The organism is Dyella sp. 2HG41-7 (assembly GCF_021390675.1).
Lineage (GTDB): Bacteria > Pseudomonadota > Gammaproteobacteria > Xanthomonadales > Rhodanobacteraceae > Dyella_B.
The window spans coordinates 2,475,149-2,489,185 of record NZ_JAJEJV010000004.1 but is presented as its reverse complement, the minus strand read 5'-3'; the positions used below and the strand labels follow the sequence as shown (position 1 = coordinate 2,489,185).

15 protein-coding genes are annotated in these 14,037 nt (G+C 58.9%); 4 read left to right on the top strand and 11 right to left on the bottom strand.

From position 1 onward, the window contains the following. Nucleotides 1–3: 3 nt before the first annotated feature. From L0U79_RS12545 to L0U79_RS12505, 9 genes are all read right to left on the bottom strand, one after another. A complete protein-coding gene (locus L0U79_RS12545; protein WP_233843900.1) occupies nt 4–744 on the bottom strand; it encodes a DUF1295 domain-containing protein in 741 nt (246 codons plus the stop codon). A gap of 47 nt (nt 745–791) precedes the next feature. Further along, nucleotides 792–1,328, bottom strand: coding sequence for a DUF2878 domain-containing protein (locus L0U79_RS12540; RefSeq protein ID WP_233843899.1), 537 nt, complete (start codon nt 1,326–1,328; stop codon nt 792–794). Next, nucleotides 1,328–2,599 carry a cyclopropane-fatty-acyl-phospholipid synthase family protein gene (locus L0U79_RS12535; protein ID WP_233842611.1) on the bottom strand — a complete coding sequence of 424 codons (1,272 nt, stop codon included), beginning with the start codon at nt 2,597–2,599 and terminating at the stop codon, nt 1,328–1,330. Before L0U79_RS12535 ends, L0U79_RS12540 begins: the two co-directional genes overlap by 1 nt. Beyond that, nucleotides 2,583–3,389, bottom strand: a complete 807-nt coding sequence (locus tag L0U79_RS12530) for a DUF1365 domain-containing protein (protein ID WP_233842610.1) — start codon at nt 3,387–3,389, stop codon at nt 2,583–2,585. Before L0U79_RS12530 ends, L0U79_RS12535 begins: the two co-directional genes overlap by 17 nt. Continuing rightward, entirely contained in the window at nt 3,386–4,678 is a 1,293-nt protein-coding gene (locus L0U79_RS12525; RefSeq protein ID WP_233842609.1) for an FAD-dependent oxidoreductase, read from the bottom strand. Before L0U79_RS12525 ends, L0U79_RS12530 begins: the two co-directional genes overlap by 4 nt. 3 nt (nt 4,679–4,681) lie before the next feature. Continuing rightward, complete coding sequence (locus L0U79_RS12520) at nt 4,682–5,671, bottom strand: acyl-CoA desaturase (RefSeq protein ID WP_233842608.1); 990 nt, start codon at nt 5,669–5,671, stop codon at nt 4,682–4,684. A gap of 163 nt (nt 5,672–5,834) precedes the next feature. Then, complete coding sequence (locus L0U79_RS12515; RefSeq protein ID WP_233842607.1) at nt 5,835–6,497, bottom strand: ChrR family anti-sigma-E factor; 663 nt, start codon at nt 6,495–6,497, stop codon at nt 5,835–5,837. Continuing rightward, nucleotides 6,494–7,276, bottom strand: coding sequence for a sigma-70 family RNA polymerase sigma factor (locus L0U79_RS12510; protein WP_233842606.1), 783 nt, complete (start codon nt 7,274–7,276; stop codon nt 6,494–6,496). The genes L0U79_RS12515 and L0U79_RS12510 overlap by 4 nt, the downstream gene beginning before the upstream one ends. Before the next feature lie 143 nt (nt 7,277–7,419). Continuing rightward, the gene (locus L0U79_RS12505) at nt 7,420–7,992 is read right to left on the bottom strand and encodes a hypothetical protein (protein ID WP_233842605.1); all 573 of its coding nucleotides are present in this window, start codon (nt 7,990–7,992) and stop codon (nt 7,420–7,422) included. A 494-nt stretch (nt 7,993–8,486) separates the two neighbouring features. Between L0U79_RS12505 and L0U79_RS12500 the strand changes: the two genes are divergently transcribed. The 4 genes from L0U79_RS12500 to L0U79_RS12485 all read left to right on the top strand — a co-directional run bounded on the left by L0U79_RS12500 (nt 8,487) and on the right by L0U79_RS12485 (nt 10,979). Next, the gene (locus L0U79_RS12500; protein ID WP_233842604.1) at nt 8,487–8,915 is read left to right on the top strand and encodes a DUF1801 domain-containing protein; all 429 of its coding nucleotides are present in this window, start codon (nt 8,487–8,489) and stop codon (nt 8,913–8,915) included. A gap of 248 nt (nt 8,916–9,163) precedes the next feature. Next, a complete protein-coding gene (locus tag L0U79_RS12495; protein WP_233842603.1) occupies nt 9,164–9,526 on the top strand; it encodes a metalloregulator ArsR/SmtB family transcription factor in 363 nt (120 codons plus the stop codon). After that, on the top strand, nt 9,504–10,004 hold the full coding sequence (locus tag L0U79_RS12490; RefSeq protein ID WP_233842602.1) for an SRPBCC family protein: 501 nt from the start codon (nt 9,504–9,506) through the stop codon (nt 10,002–10,004). The genes L0U79_RS12495 and L0U79_RS12490 overlap by 23 nt, the downstream gene beginning before the upstream one ends. Before the next feature lie 30 nt (nt 10,005–10,034). Then, the gene (locus tag L0U79_RS12485) at nt 10,035–10,979 is read left to right on the top strand and encodes an alpha/beta hydrolase (protein ID WP_233842601.1); all 945 of its coding nucleotides are present in this window, start codon (nt 10,035–10,037) and stop codon (nt 10,977–10,979) included. A gap of 172 nt (nt 10,980–11,151) precedes the next feature. Here the strand turns inward: L0U79_RS12485 and L0U79_RS12480 are convergent, their stop codons facing one another. After that, on the bottom strand, nt 11,152–13,293 hold the full coding sequence (locus L0U79_RS12480) for a prolyl oligopeptidase family serine peptidase (protein WP_233842600.1): 2,142 nt from the start codon (nt 13,291–13,293) through the stop codon (nt 11,152–11,154). 150 nt (nt 13,294–13,443) lie between these two features. Next, nucleotides 13,444–13,953 carry a nuclear transport factor 2 family protein gene (locus L0U79_RS12475; protein ID WP_233842599.1) on the bottom strand — a complete coding sequence of 170 codons (510 nt, stop codon included), beginning with the start codon at nt 13,951–13,953 and terminating at the stop codon, nt 13,444–13,446. Nucleotides 13,954–14,037 lie beyond the last annotated feature (84 nt).

The following is a 14,037-nucleotide window of genomic DNA, read 5'->3' as shown; positions in this document are numbered from 1 at the left end:
CATTCAACCTCGACCATCGCGAGAGTGTTTGGGGAACCAAGGAATCAGCATGGACGTGCGGCGCTGGTAATCGCGGTAGTCGTCGCCGCGTGTGCGCAGCGCCTGCGCCTCGGTCCATGGGATGCCGCTGACGAAACGAAGAAACAGGTACATAACGACAGGTCCCATCCACGCCAGCCAAGCGAGTGGCGATCCCACCGCGAAGCAGACATAGGTGAACCAGTGCAACCATTCGAAGAAATAATTCGGATGCCGCGATACACGCCACAAGCCGATCCGGCAGGTTTTCCCGCGGTTAAGGGGATCTTGGCGAAAGCGCGCAAGCTGACGATCGGCGTGGGATTCGCCCAGCACGCTAACGATCCAGACGATCGAACCGAATACGAGCCAGCCATCATGCGTCGTTGCGTTGCTGGCTACGGCAGTAAACGGCAGAGCGAAAAGAACGACCAACAAAGCTTGAAACTGAAAGAACGCCGCCAATTTGCCCTGATTGCCTTTCCAGCGCTCGCGCAGTTGACGGTATCGACCATCTTCGGATTCATGACGCACGCGCGCCCACAAATGAAGCGCCAAGCGCAGACCCCAAATACCTCCGCACACGGCGAGTGCGATACGCGACGCGGCGGCGCCGTGGCCACGCGCCGCGAGTCCTATCGCTCCGATGCCAAGACTGGCAGCCCACAAGACGTCGACGATGCCCGTATTGCTGTGACGTCTCTGCCACAACCAACCCAGAGCCATCAGGCATGCGGCGAAGATCCAAAGCCCTAGCAAACTTATCCAGGCGCTCACGGCACGCTCCGCGCCACGTTAGGGCCGTTGTGCAACCAGTGGCGCGCCAACGTCGCCAGCAGAGGCATCGCCACACCCCAGCCACATGCCAATGCGAGTAGTCCACGCCACATCGGTGTCGCGAATTGCACGACATGCCATCCGCGCGCCGCGCCGAGATACGCCAAAGGGCCGCCAATCGCGCCAAGCGCTGCTGCGAGGTGAGGCCGAGCATGCAGATAACCGAACAACGGTACGATGCTCAGCGCGAAGGCCGCCCACAGGGCGAGTATCCACGCAGGCGCGAACCCAGCGGGCCATGACGCTGCATAGGTTGCCAATCCGCTGCGTACCAGCGCGCCGTCGATAAAAAAACCAAGCAACAATGCGACGGCGACCAAGCGGCATTCCGTCATGACATCCGACGATACCTTTATGCGCCATGCCGCAAACGCCACGGCGCCGACACCCGCCGGCCACCAGGTTCCGTGTGCCGCACCTATCACCGATACAAACCAAACCATTTGATAGAGGGCGAGGTTGACCCAGAACATCACGCAGAACCCTCCGCGACGTCATAGCGATACCCGGGCTTGGCAAAGCGCAGATGCGCGACACCAATCGAACGCTCGCGAAACCCGCCTTCGCAGTAGGCGAGATAAAATTCCCAGAGCCGTATGAACGCTTCATCGAAACCTTGGCGCCGAACGTCGTCCACCGCGGCGAGAAAGCGCAGACGCCAGGCGTGCAGCGTGCGCGCGTAAGAGTCGCCAAAATCCTGCATATCGATCAAAGATAGGTCGCTGGCGCGCGTTTTGGCGCCCAGCATCGCTGTCACTGAAGGAATAAAGCTGCCTGGAAAGACATAGCGCTTGATGAAATCGACGGTATTGATAGCTTGTACATAGCGATGGTCTTCGATGGTGATCGCTTGCACCACAGCGAGCCCGTCCGGTTTGAGGAGGTCACCCAATTGAGCAAAATAGGTCTCGAGATAATCCGCACCGATCGCCTCGATCATCTCGATGGATACAAGCTTGTCGTATTGGCCGGTCAAATCGCGATAGTCGTGGAGCAGAAGTGTGATGCGGTCTTGCAGTCCCGCCGCCGCGACACGTTCGCTGGCAAGCGCGTATTGCTCGCGCGAGATGGTGGTCGTGGTGACATGACAGCCGTAGTGCCTGGCTGCGTACAGCGCAAAGCCGCCCCAGCCGGTGCCGATCTCGATCACGCGATCCGTCGGCTTCAGTGCGAGCTTTCGGCAGATGGTTTCCAGCTTTCGTTCCGAAGCGGCCTCCAGCGTATCGGACTCGCCGTCCCACATCGCCGAGGAGTACATCAGGTCTTTGGAAAGAAAGAGACCGAAGAATGCGTTGCCGAGGTCATAATGAGCCGCGATGTTTCGGCGACTTCCCGCCAGGGTATTGCGCCGTAGCGCATGCCAGCCGCGCATCATTGCGCCTCCCAGTCGCGCCGGCCCCGTTTCCATCGCATCGAGCAGATCGCGGTTGCGCACCAGCAGTCGAATCAAGCCCACGAGGTCATCGCATTCCCATGCGCCATTCATGTACGACACGCCCGCGCCGACGCTGCCATTGGCCGCAACGTCCCGATAAAAGCGCGGATCGCGCACGGTCATATGCACAATCAAATCGGTGGCTTCGATAGGACCCGCGCCAAGTGTCACATGGCCCATCGCATCCGCCAGGACGACTTTCCCGTGACGAAGGTCGCCAAGTTGCGCGATCAGGCGTTGCCGTAGCCATCGGTCCATAGCGCCGAACGAAGCATTTGTGTCAGGCGTGGTATCAGCAATCGCGTTCATGTGTGGTCTCAAAGGTTTTCGGGTGGTCATAAACGGGATTGCGCTTTAGCCAAAGCCGCAATGCCTGCCAGTGGATGGCGCCAATCACTTGCATGGTCATCCACGGATAGCGCAGCAGTACGCGTGCTAGCGAAGCACCGCAAAGCGGTCGGCGATGCAGTGCAAGGCTTGCATCAAATTCGCGCTCGCCATCGCGAAGTACGTCCATATGCACGAATAGATCTTTATTGGGCGCGGTAAAGCGCCATGCGTAATCCCGATTCATCGGCATAAAGGGCGAAACGTGAAAGGTCTTGGCGAAATCCCAATGCAAATTGGGGCCGTTGGCGCGCGCGTGACGTACGGGGAGTACATACGCGTGACGCTCTTTCCATGGCGTATTGGTGATTTCAGCCACGATGGTGTCGAGCGTCTTACCGTCCGCCTCGTAGCAGTAGTAAAAACTCACTGGATTAAAGATCACGCCCGCGTAGCGCAGATGCGTCAGCAGGCGAATCGGGCCGGATGGACGGTAGTGGGTGACTTGCTCGATGCGGCGACGCACCGCTTCGGAGAGAGATATGTCAGCGGGTCCGAGGTAATCGCTACGCCGAAATTCGGCCACATTGCGTTGACGCGTTGACCAAAGCCACCGCTCGTCGAAAATATGCTCGATCTCATCGAGATCCAGATAAAGCTGCGCCATCCGGTAGGTGAACGCGTGCGCGTTCGGAGCATGCCGACGATGCCTCACGACGCCTTCGTAAACGGCGCTCGCCGATAACGCGTTCGTTGCGCGAATCTCACTCATGCAACCGGCTCACGATCAAGCGACCAGGAAAACGCAGGCGCTTGCATCGACCACGAGGCGTCGAGCGCGTCGGCCACTTCCAACGCGCTGCGCATGCCGTCTTCGTGAAATCCCCAACCCCAATAAGCGCCGGCGAACCAGGTGTTACGTTTGCCTTGTATCTCAGCCTTGCGAGATTGCGCGGCAACCGAGGCGTGCGAGTACACCGGGTGGTGGTAGCGCATGCGGCGGATGACTTTGGTCGGATCAATGGCTGCGGCACGATTAAGGGTCACCACGAAGGGTTCCGGCGTTTCGATGCCCTGCAGCACGTTCATGCAATAGCTCACGGTGCAGGCATCGCGCGCATTGCGGGGGACAAAGGCGTTCCAAGCCGCCCATGCCTTGCGTTGCTTGGGCAAGACCGATGCATCGGTGTGCAATACCGTGTCGTTGAGCTGATACGCGATCGCGCCAAGAATGTCGCGTTCGCCTTCGCTGGCGTCGGACAATAGCTTTAAGGCTTGATCGCTGTGACACGCAAGCACTACGTGATCGAATTTATCGATACCATGGTCGCTGAGGATCGTGATGTCGTCGCGATCACGTTCAATTGCTCGCACCGGACAACGCACGCGCTCGGACACGAGCCAGCGTGAGCGCATGGCGCGCACATAATTGGCCGAGCCACCGCGCACCACGCGCCACTCAGGTCGCCCGTTCACCTGCAGCATCTGGTGGTTGGCCATAAACTGCACCAGGTAACGCGCTGGAAACGACAGTATCTGCGCTGGCGGCGATGACCACAGGGCGGAAGCCATCGGCACCAGATGCTCGTCTCGAAACGCGTCCCCATAGCAATGCGTCGTCAGGTAATCGCCAAGCGTCGGGCCTGGTTCATTGCTCGCCAACAGCGAAGGCGCCTCGCGATAAAAGCGCAGCAGATCGCGCACCATGCCATGGAAGCGCGGCGAAAACAGATTGCGGCGCTGGCAGAACAGCGTGTCCAGCGTCGCGGCGTTATATTCCCGACCGCTTGCTTCGTGTTGCACCGAGAAACTCATCGTAGTCGGCTGCGAGTGCACGTCCAATTCCTCGAGCAAGCGCGTCAGCAACGGATAGTGCACCGGGTTATGCACGATAAAACCGCTGTCGATCGCGTAGCGATGCCCTCGCATCATCACGTCGTGCGTATGGGTGTGGCCACCGAGATAATCGTTGGCCTCGAACAAGGTCACTTCGTGGTGACGCGAAAGCATCCAGGCTGACGCCAAACCCGCGATGCCTGCTCCGACGACGGCGACGCGCATGGTTTACTTTCTCTCTCGTGCGAGGACCCAGGCGGGCACGGGTTTCAGGTCGCGAATCAAACCCAGCGCAGCCATCAGGCGAAGGCCGTACCACGTCATATCGATTTCCCACCAGCGAAAACCTTGCCGCGCCGAACCGGGAAAAAAATGGTGGTTGTTGTGCCAGCCCTCGCCAAACGTCAGCAGGGCGAGCCATAGATTGTTTCGACTGTCGTCGCGCGTTTCGAATCGACGACGGCCGTAGCGATGCGCCAGCGAATTGATCGTGACCGTGGCGTGGAACAGCACAATCGTGGAGATAAAGAAGCCCCAAATCACCATTTGGCCGCCACTGGTGTGCCACTGCGGCGCGACGTGGTGCAACCAGGCGCCAAGCGCGTAGAGGGAGCCTGCTAAGGCGATCGGGACTAGCGTGTCGTAGCGGTCAAGCCAGCGTAATTCGGGATAGGTCGCCAAATCCGGTACGCGCGCCATGTCCGTGGCAAAGGCTCGCGTTGTGAGGAACCAGCCCATATGGCTCCAGAGAAAGCCATAGATGCCGGGCGAATGCGGGTCAAGCGCAGTATCGGCGTGACGATGGTGATTGCGATGATGCGCGGCCCACCAGAGCGGGCCGCGCTGCACGCACGATGCGCCGATCAACGCGAACACGCCTTGCACGGCGCGCGATGTGCGGAAGGTGCGGTGTGAGAAGTATCGGTGATAAAAGCCGGTGAGTGCGAACATGCGAATGGCATAAAGCAAAGCCGCGACAACCACCGCGATTGTCGATGCACCTACCCAGATAACGCCGAAACAGGCCAGATGCAACGCGACGAACGGCACGGCGCGCACCCAATCGATCGCATCTTGTTTCTGTGCGCCGTTATCGACGGAAGACCCGGTGTCAACCCAACGACATAGTGCGGTGAGGCTGCGTTTTATTCGGCTCTGATTGGGGAGCAGTTGTTCGCGCGTGAAACGGGGAGTGTCGACTTGCTTCGTCGTAGCCATTAGGCATATCCATCGCTCTTATACGGTATATACGCATGAGCCGAACGATTGGATGCAGTGGCGAGCGAGTTAGGAAGTCATCGACACGCTGACGCGAATGCCATACGCGCTTGCTTTCGCCATGCAAAGTTATCGGCCGCGGGCGGCGGGTATCCGGTAAACCTCAAAGCCCAATCAACGGTTGCAGCACGCGAGCCACCCAACCCTCGAAGCGCAACGGGGCATCCGTGGCGGCGACGCAGATGCAGGGTACGCCGGGCAGCGTCACGGGTTGGTGGGTGATATCGCTGTCGAGGTCCGCCACATCGCCCGGCGCAAAATGCCCCAGCGAATCGGCGTAAGAGCCACGCAGGATCATCGTGAGCTCGTTATTGCCGTGGCTGTGCATGGGTACGCTTTTGCCCGGCGCAATGCGCAGCAACATCAGGTTGCCGCCTGAAACATTCGTGGCGCGGATGAGATGCATGCCCGGGGCCACGGTTTTCCAATGGAGCTCGCTGAAGCGTTGACCAAAATAAGGATGCAAGGGCGTCGGCAGTGTGTCGCCGTCATCCGCGATTTTGACCGTAGGCGGGGCAGGGTGTGGTTCCGACGGCGTCGAGGTCAATTTGGCGAGCATCGCCTCGCGCGTCTCGCTGGATGTCTGCGAGGTCTCTTGTTGCTGGGCTAGCAACAAGCCGCCAATGGCGTCGGCGTCGCGCAAAGTTTGACGACACTCGCTGCAGATCGAAAGATGTGCCGCCACCACAACCGCGAACGCGTCGGATAACGCGCCGGCCGAGTAGCCCATCAGGGTGGATTCGTCGAGATGATGGTGCGGCATCACGATGGTGACCTCATACTGCTTTGCAGCGTGTTAAACGCTCGGCGCAAGTGCGACTTGACAGAGCCCAGCGGCATCTGCAGTTCTGCTGCGATTTCGCTGTGGCTTTTGGCTTCGAAATAGGACATGCGAACCAAGCGCGCTTGCACGGCGGAAAGACCTTCGATCGCCTTCTTGAGGCTCGCCTGGTCGGTAAACGATTCCGGGACGGAATCATGATCACACTGTTCCTGCTCGTCCAACCAATCCATGCCTTCGGCAATCGGCAGCCAAGAAGGTTCGCCGCGCACATGATCGATATAGAGGTTGCGAGCAATACGAAACAGCCAGGTCGAAAGGCTGGCGCGTGCTGGATCGAACAAATCCGCGCGACGCCATACGCGCAGCATCGCTTCTTGCATCAATTCCTGCCCTTGCTCATCGCTCACGCCCAGGCTCATCAAATACCGATGAACACGCGGCGCAAAATAATCGTAGATGCGCATGAAACTGTCGACGTCCCTGCGCTGGGCGACTGAGATCATCTGGTCGGACCAGACGCGTGCGTCGACAACCGGTTGATTTGCAGTTTTTGACACGCGTCGTCGAACCTCGAGAGGCGTTACCTTCATGGCGTTCCCGTTACGTATCATCATAGCCATACTCGAGACGTCAACCGAATGGGGCCTTGCAGCCGACATTTCCGACTGGCGTTCATCGCACGCGCTCCGGCCTTGCTTACCTCTTCTACGGAATGTGGATGAGATTGGATGCACCCGTTTTGAAGGTTTGACGTTCCGCATCCGGCGGCTCGTCTGGATGGGCTTCAGTGGGCCTGGCGAAAAGAACCGCCTCCTGACGATGGCAGGAGGCGGCAGGGAGATTGTCGCGATCCGGCGGGAGGGCGCGATCGCGACGTCCCTAGGGGAGAACGGATTTCCCAGGTCTATCTAAAAATGGTGGGGTTATAGATATCCGCATCGACCGACGCGGTGCCGATAGGAATTCCCGCGGCGAAGGCGGACACATTAAAAGCGTGGTTCAACGCTGCCGCCGCTTGTGCGGTCAGCGTCAAGTTCGCGCCATGAATGGAAAGGCGACCCACGTAGCCGCCGAACTGCACTTGCGGTCCCTCGGTCAGCGCAATATTGAAAAGCGGGACCCGGCCGACGAGGTTACCGTTCGCCAGCACAAGTCCGGTCAGGACAGGCTGCGCTCCGATGGTGTCGATCACAAATTCCGAAAGCGTCACGGTCGTCTTGCCGGCCGTCAGGTTCAGGCCGCCTCCGTGGTCGATTTCCCCGTGAGCATTGGCGAGGTCGATCTGGCCATTTGGAATCGGAAAGCGCGCTGTGCTGCCACTGAGCGACGCTGGGAATTCAGGGCTCGCGCTGACGTGCAATGTTTGCAAGGCGGACAGCAGGGTAGACGACAACGCGACGGTCGTATTGCCGGCAAACGTCGTGACGATATGCGCCGCGGAAACAGGTGCGGCGACGGCGGCGAGTGAAAGCGCCATTGCCAAGGGAATCGCGTACCGAGTTAGTTTCATGTCGAGTCTCCAAGGAAAGGGGTTTAAAAGGGAGATGCTTTCTTATTGGAGCGAATGGCGCGTGTCGCACGGAACTCGCTGAACGCGCGCAGATGGCGTGTTCAAATCGCACACCGTAAAACGGAAGGGCGACCGAAGCCATTGCGAAGATCCAATGCGGCTTCGTCAGATTGGCGAATGCCTTGTGTCTCGCATCGCAGCTCAAAATAAGGCACGAAGTTCGAGCCGATTTGGATCCCTGCGAATCGACGGGAATACGTATTTGTTTGGATCGACGCGCCCTTCACGCGCAGTACGTGTTACGAGCGCGGATAGGCGTGGCACGGTGGCGATAGTATGGATACACAAATAGCGCAAGGCTGCGCTGCGTTTAGTGCGAAACTTCAATAATTAATTGGGGTGATTAAGGCTGATTATTGGGCGTAGGATTGGCTAAGTGGCCACCAGGCAGGGATTTTCATATGAACGTGCAGAGCCAAATCAAGAACTATATCGCGGCTCAGGCAGAGCCAAAGCGTAGTGACATGCAAGAGCTTCACGGCGTCATTCTTGGAATCATGCCGGACTGCAAATTATGGTTTCTCGATGGCCGCGATGAAACCGGCAAGGTGGTTTCCAATCCGAACATCGGTTATGGGGCGCGGACTATAAAGTATGCCGACGGGCAAAGCAGGGAGTTCTATCAGATCGGCTTGAGCGCAAACACAACAGGCATATCCGTCTACGTTATGGGCATAAAAGACAAAAAATACTTGGCCGAGAAATATGGAAAAAAGATCGGCCAAGCAAGCGTTACAGGATATTGCATCAAATTCCGCGCGCTAAAAAATATAGACGTTGATGTTCTCGTCGATGCGATGCGATATGGGGTTGACCACACGCGCGCCTGACAAGTTAAGCGCGCTTTCGAGAAAGTTTCGTGTTTCGAAAATAAGCGCCTGCTTTTATCTAGCCTGTATCCCGTTGGCAGAGGGGTCATCCGGCCTCTTGATCCGGCTTCCACAAAGTTATGGGTCGGAACTTTACCCTCGCTCGGCATGCGCAGTTTGAGTTCAAAGCGGTAGCGGAGCTGCGTGCGATTTGCGCCCGTGGCGCCATCTGGTTGCAAATCCCTCATGCGAGTTTTATAGTGAACCATATGGTTCACTATCAAGCCCGCCTCGATGCAACGTTCGCCGCGCTCTCCGATGTCACCCGGCGTGGCGTGTTGGAGCAGCTTGGGGACTCAGACGCTTCGATCACGGACCTTGCCCAACGGTTTCGCATGACCCTTACGGGCATGAAGAAGCACGTCAGCGTCTTGGAGGAGGCGGGGCTCGTGATCACGGAGAAGGTGGGGCGCGTTCGAACGTGCAAGCTCGGGCAGCGCCGACTAGAAGAAGAGGCCGCCTGGATCGAGCAGCACCGCCAACTCTGGAGCGCACGCTTCGATGAGTTGGACAAACTTGTCGAGCAATTGAAACGCAAGGAGAAGACAAATGCCCAACGCAAAAAAAGATAGTGCCGCCGCCATGAATCGCACCGTCGTGGAGCGCAGGTCCGACCTCGAACTCGTCGTGACGCGAATGTTCGATGCCCCCGCGCACATCGTCTTCGAAGCGTGGAGCAAACCCGAATTGTTCAAGCGTTGGTGGGTTCCCAAATCGGTGGGCATGTCGCTGATTTCGTGCGACATGGATATTCGCACCGGGGGTATGTATCGCCTTGTGTTCAGCCATCCGGACTTCGATCAACCGATGGCGTTCTTCGGTACGTACAAAGAAGTAACGCCGCACAAGCGCCTTGTATGGATGAACGAAGAAAGCGATCAGGGCGCCGTGACCACGGTGACGTTCGAAGAAAAAGACGGCAAGACGCTGGTCACCTTGCACGAACTTTATCCTACAAAAGCGGCCCGCGACGAAGCTCTTGCCGGTTCGGCGGAAGGCCTGCCCGAACAGTTCGCGCAGCTGGATGAGTTGCTCGCTGGCGGATCATGACCACACGGTGGTCACCTGCATAAAGAAGGGATGACGATTCAACACACGATCGCCACCGCGCTAACGAGTTCGACGCCACGTGAGGACGATATGCTCAGACGCGATTTCCTGAAGACTGCAATGGCAACTGCGGTGTTGACCGCGGTTCTTCCCGTCCAAGCCAAAAAGACTCTCGCCGTTTCGAACGAGCACTATGCCGACGTCAACGGCCAGCATCTCTTTTACAGCGTGCACGGCTCCGGCAAGCCGCTCATTCTTCTCCACGGTGGCATCGACCCCGACAGCTTCGGGAGCAATCTCCCTAAGCTCGCAAAGCGCCGGCAAGTGATCGCCGTCCATCTCCAGGCACATGGGCGCACGCCAGATACGGACAGGCCACTGCGCAGTGAAACGATGGGCGACGACATTGCCGCTCTGATCGGCCATCTCAACGTCGGCAAAGCCGACGTCATGGGTTACTCGCTGGGCGCCAGCGTCGCGCTGCAGACTGCTATCCGCCATCCGGATGCGGTCGACCGGCTTGTGCTTGCGTCCGCGACAATGCGGCAGGACGGCTTTTATCCCGAAGGTGTGGAGGCCTTCAAACAGTTGGAGGCCAACGCTGCAACGCTCGGCGCTAGCGTCAAGGATTCACCATTAGGAAAGACCTATCCCAATGTCGACTGGGTCAACCTCTTCAGGAAAGTCGGTGATCTGACTAAACGTCCCTTCGATTGGAGCGCTGACGTTGCCAAGCTTCATGCACGCACGCTGCTGGTCTTTGCCGACGCTGACGCCATTCGACCCGAACACATCGTCGAGTTCTGGAAAGCGTTGGGAGGAGGGCAGCGTGATGCCGGGCTCGATGGCTCACTGCGGCCCGCAAACGCGCTCGCGATCGTGCCGAACGCCACCCATTACACGCTCGCCGTCGATCCGATGCTGCCGGAGATCGTCGAACGCTTTCTCGGCGCTGCATCGAAGGCAAAAGGTTAGGGGTCTGCGAAGTGTTCAAAGGCGTCACCTAAGAGCACGTCAAGGTTATGCTCGCGGCGCATGCACGGTGATCTACGTCAGGCGCTTGCGGTGGTGGCGGATATCGCTACCGCCACCACCAGCGCGGCGCCGACGATGCCGAAGCATTCATTTCGGCGCCGTCCCGACTGATTCAATGGCCCTGCAATTGGTCATCGAAAAACGCATAGATGTCGGCTACTTCAAGCGCGGCCGAATTCATGTTGGTGGCGAAGTGGCCGAATGCTTCCTGCGTGCGAAACCACACCGGCGTGTGCGGCGAAGCCGTCATCACTTGTGCGCCGAACTTGCCGCTGTTCCACGGCGCCACGCGCTGATCCACCGCACCGGTGATTAGCAAAAGCGGCGGGTACGTCACACCATCGCGCACGTGCTGGTAAGGATCCATCGCCAGCAATTGCTTCATGCCGGTGGCGGTGCGTGGATCGCCCATCTCGGCGATCTGGTTGGCGCCGTTCTTCGCCGCGAGCAGACGCACGGGATTGAAGATGCCGGACTGTACGGCCATCGCACCCCAGGATTCCGGCGCAGACGTGTAGGCGCCACCAGCAAGGATGCCGCCCATGCTTCCGCTGAAACCGCCCGTGCGCGAGGCGCTGCTATAGCCGCGCTTGGCAAGTTCCTTGGCACAGGCGGTGAAATCTTCGACGCCGCGCTGTTTGTTCGGCCCAGTGCCGCCAAGTCGCCAGGCGTCACCGTTCTCCCCGCCGCCACGGACGTGGCAGATCGCGACGACGTTATTCGCCTGCGCCCACTCCAAGATCATGGGCGAGAAAGCCGCTTGCATGCTGATGCCGTAGCCGCCGTAACCGCGGACGATGGCGCGTGCATGGCCATCCAACGCAAGATCGCGCCGATGAATCACGCTTAGCGGCACCTTGGTGCCGTCGGCGCTGGTCGCCTCGATTTCCTCGGCGACAAGGTCGGGATACGCTGGCGCGCCCAGCGTGCCAAGGCCCGTGTCCACCAGGGCGTGGCCGTCGTAGCGGTAGACCTTCATCGGCGCCGTCCAACTTTCCAGCGACAACAGCGCGCCGTCTTGACGCGGATCGGTGTTCATCAGACTGATCGTTCCTTCGCCCGGCATCACGACGGATGCAAGCGCGCCGGAGGCGTAGTCCATGCGCTGGACATGATCCAGGCCGTGATGCATCGATTTCACGTATAACCCATCGCGGGCAACGGCAAGTCCGGTCAATACGGAATCGCTGCGCTCAGGAACCACGACCTTGGCTGAGGCCATGGTCGCTTTCGCATCGCGCAAATCCAAGGCCACGATGCGACGGTTGGGCGCGTTCTTTGCCGAGAGCAGGTATAGCGTATTCGCGTGCAGCGCCAGATCTTGCACGTTGTCGTCGTTGTTGACGATGCAGCGCCATGTCGCGTGCGAGGCGATGGCATCGGCAAGCGGCGCGACGCACAGGCTTAGAGCCGCACGCGCGCCGCCCTTGACCAAAATGGCCCAATCGCTCCCGGGTGTCGCGCCGACTGCCGGGAAATCGTTCGCGGCGATTTTCAACACGTCGTCCGCGCCGGCGCGAGCAAGCAATTTGTCGGCGGACTGCGGTTGACCCAGTTTGTGCAGCCACGCGCTCATGCCTTGCAGCGGATCTGTGTCGCCGGGTTTGACGTCACGCATACGGGTATAGAAAAAACCGCTGCCATCGGGCAGCCAGTTCGCCGCGAATTCGTCCCAGACGGGCTTGAGCGTATCCGTCATACGCTTGCCTGTGGCGACGTCGACAACCGCCAATTCGCCAATCTCGTTACCGGCCAGCCCCACCGTGACGCCGACCTTGTCACCCTTGTCCGAGACCGTATAACTGCCGATGCTGGCGCCGCCCTTGATCGTGTTCGGGTCGAACAGCGTGCGCTCGCGGCCATCGGCGTCGCGCACCATCAAAATACCTTCCTTACCGGATGGCGCGCGCAGAAAGAACAGGCGCTTGCCGACCAGCACGTGGTTGCGGTGCAGCGTCGTCGCCGATGCGGCTGCAGCGAGATGCTTGCGCCAGTCGGCCAGCGTCGGCAGCGCATCGAGCTTCGCGCGCGAGGCATCACCCTGCGCTTTCAACCACGCATTGAACTCGGCGTTGTTCTCGCCTTCCATCCAGCGGTAAGGGTCGGGTATGACAAGGCCGAAATCGTGATCGACCACATCCACCTTGTGCACGGGTGGCAACGTTGCGGTGCCGGAACCAGGTGTATCGGCCCATGCCGCCGATGCGACGGTCAGTGCAAGGGCGACAAAAATGCTGCGATGAACGGTGTACATGAATCCTCCTTGGAAGTCTGCCAACGGTTCGCTACATTCGGTGCGGCTTTTTGTTAGTCACTGCGAGCGACTGGGGTGGGTCGTTCGCGTGTAGACGTTACACACGTATCTTCGTCATTCGGATCGTCACATTACGAGCCGGTAAGCGACTTAGAGCTTGTTTACCTTGCCGACTTTGATCGTCTTGATCAGCCACTTGTCTCCCATGCGCTCTAACGTCATATCGGAAAATGAGTGAGAGCCGATGGCATTCTTGTCGATGTCCATCCACAGGCATTCGAAGTAGAGCGTAGCTTTGTCGCCGTCGACAGCGGCTTTGATCCGCATGGCCGGCGTATAACCGATCCAATGATTGTTTGGCTGAAAAGGCGCGGCGACATTCGCGAAATAGGCGCGCACCTGATCCTTGCCTGCATAGGTCTTGTTTCCATGTGCAGTGTCCGTCAGCACCGCATCGTCTGCGTACAGACCCATCATTGAGTCAAGGTCGGGCTTGGGCAGCCAACTGCCTGCTTGATGGAAGGCGATTTCGACATTCCTTACGGCCAAAATATCCGCAGAACTGTCCTTTCCAGTGTCCGCCGCCGCAGCTATCGCCGTTAGGAGTAGAAAAAACAATCCAAGGAATCCAGGCCCGATACTCAATACTTTGGTACGCATGACCCGCCCTCCGGATTGTTAGAGAAGAATATGAATTCGCTAACGAGATGCCGCCCCCGATCCTATGTGAATGCGTTGTCGCAC

What these genes read in the sequence shown, in the direction of transcription:
- L0U79_RS12545 (WP_233843900.1), bottom strand. Translation starts at nt 744, where the DNA reads ATGGCTCTGGGTTGGTTGTGGCAGAGACGTCACAGCAATACGGGCATC.
- L0U79_RS12540 (WP_233843899.1), bottom strand. Translation starts at nt 1,328, where the DNA reads ATGTTCTGGGTCAACCTCGCCCTCTATCAAATGGTTTGGTTTGTATCG.
- L0U79_RS12535 (WP_233842611.1), bottom strand. Translation starts at nt 2,599, where the DNA reads ATGAACGCGATTGCTGATACCACGCCTGACACAAATGCTTCGTTCGGC.
- L0U79_RS12530 (WP_233842610.1), bottom strand. Translation starts at nt 3,389, where the DNA reads ATGAGTGAGATTCGCGCAACGAACGCGTTATCGGCGAGCGCCGTTTAC.
- L0U79_RS12525 (WP_233842609.1), bottom strand. Translation starts at nt 4,678, where the DNA reads ATGCGCGTCGCCGTCGTCGGAGCAGGCATCGCGGGTTTGGCGTCAGCC.
- L0U79_RS12520 (WP_233842608.1), bottom strand. Translation starts at nt 5,671, where the DNA reads ATGGCTACGACGAAGCAAGTCGACACTCCCCGTTTCACGCGCGAACAA.
- L0U79_RS12510 (WP_233842606.1), bottom strand. Translation starts at nt 7,276, where the DNA reads ATGCGGAACGTCAAACCTTCAAAACGGGTGCATCCAATCTCATCCACA.
- L0U79_RS12505 (WP_233842605.1), bottom strand. Translation starts at nt 7,992, where the DNA reads ATGGCGCTTTCACTCGCCGCCGTCGCCGCACCTGTTTCCGCGGCGCAT.
- L0U79_RS12500 (WP_233842604.1), top strand. Translation starts at nt 8,487, where the DNA reads ATGAACGTGCAGAGCCAAATCAAGAACTATATCGCGGCTCAGGCAGAG.
- L0U79_RS12495 (WP_233842603.1), top strand. Translation starts at nt 9,164, where the DNA reads ATGGTTCACTATCAAGCCCGCCTCGATGCAACGTTCGCCGCGCTCTCC.
- L0U79_RS12490 (WP_233842602.1), top strand. Translation starts at nt 9,504, where the DNA reads ATGCCCAACGCAAAAAAAGATAGTGCCGCCGCCATGAATCGCACCGTC.
- L0U79_RS12485 (WP_233842601.1), top strand. Translation starts at nt 10,035, where the DNA reads ATGACGATTCAACACACGATCGCCACCGCGCTAACGAGTTCGACGCCA.
- L0U79_RS12480 (WP_233842600.1), bottom strand. Translation starts at nt 13,293, where the DNA reads ATGTACACCGTTCATCGCAGCATTTTTGTCGCCCTTGCACTGACCGTC.
- L0U79_RS12475 (WP_233842599.1), bottom strand. Translation starts at nt 13,953, where the DNA reads ATGCGTACCAAAGTATTGAGTATCGGGCCTGGATTCCTTGGATTGTTT.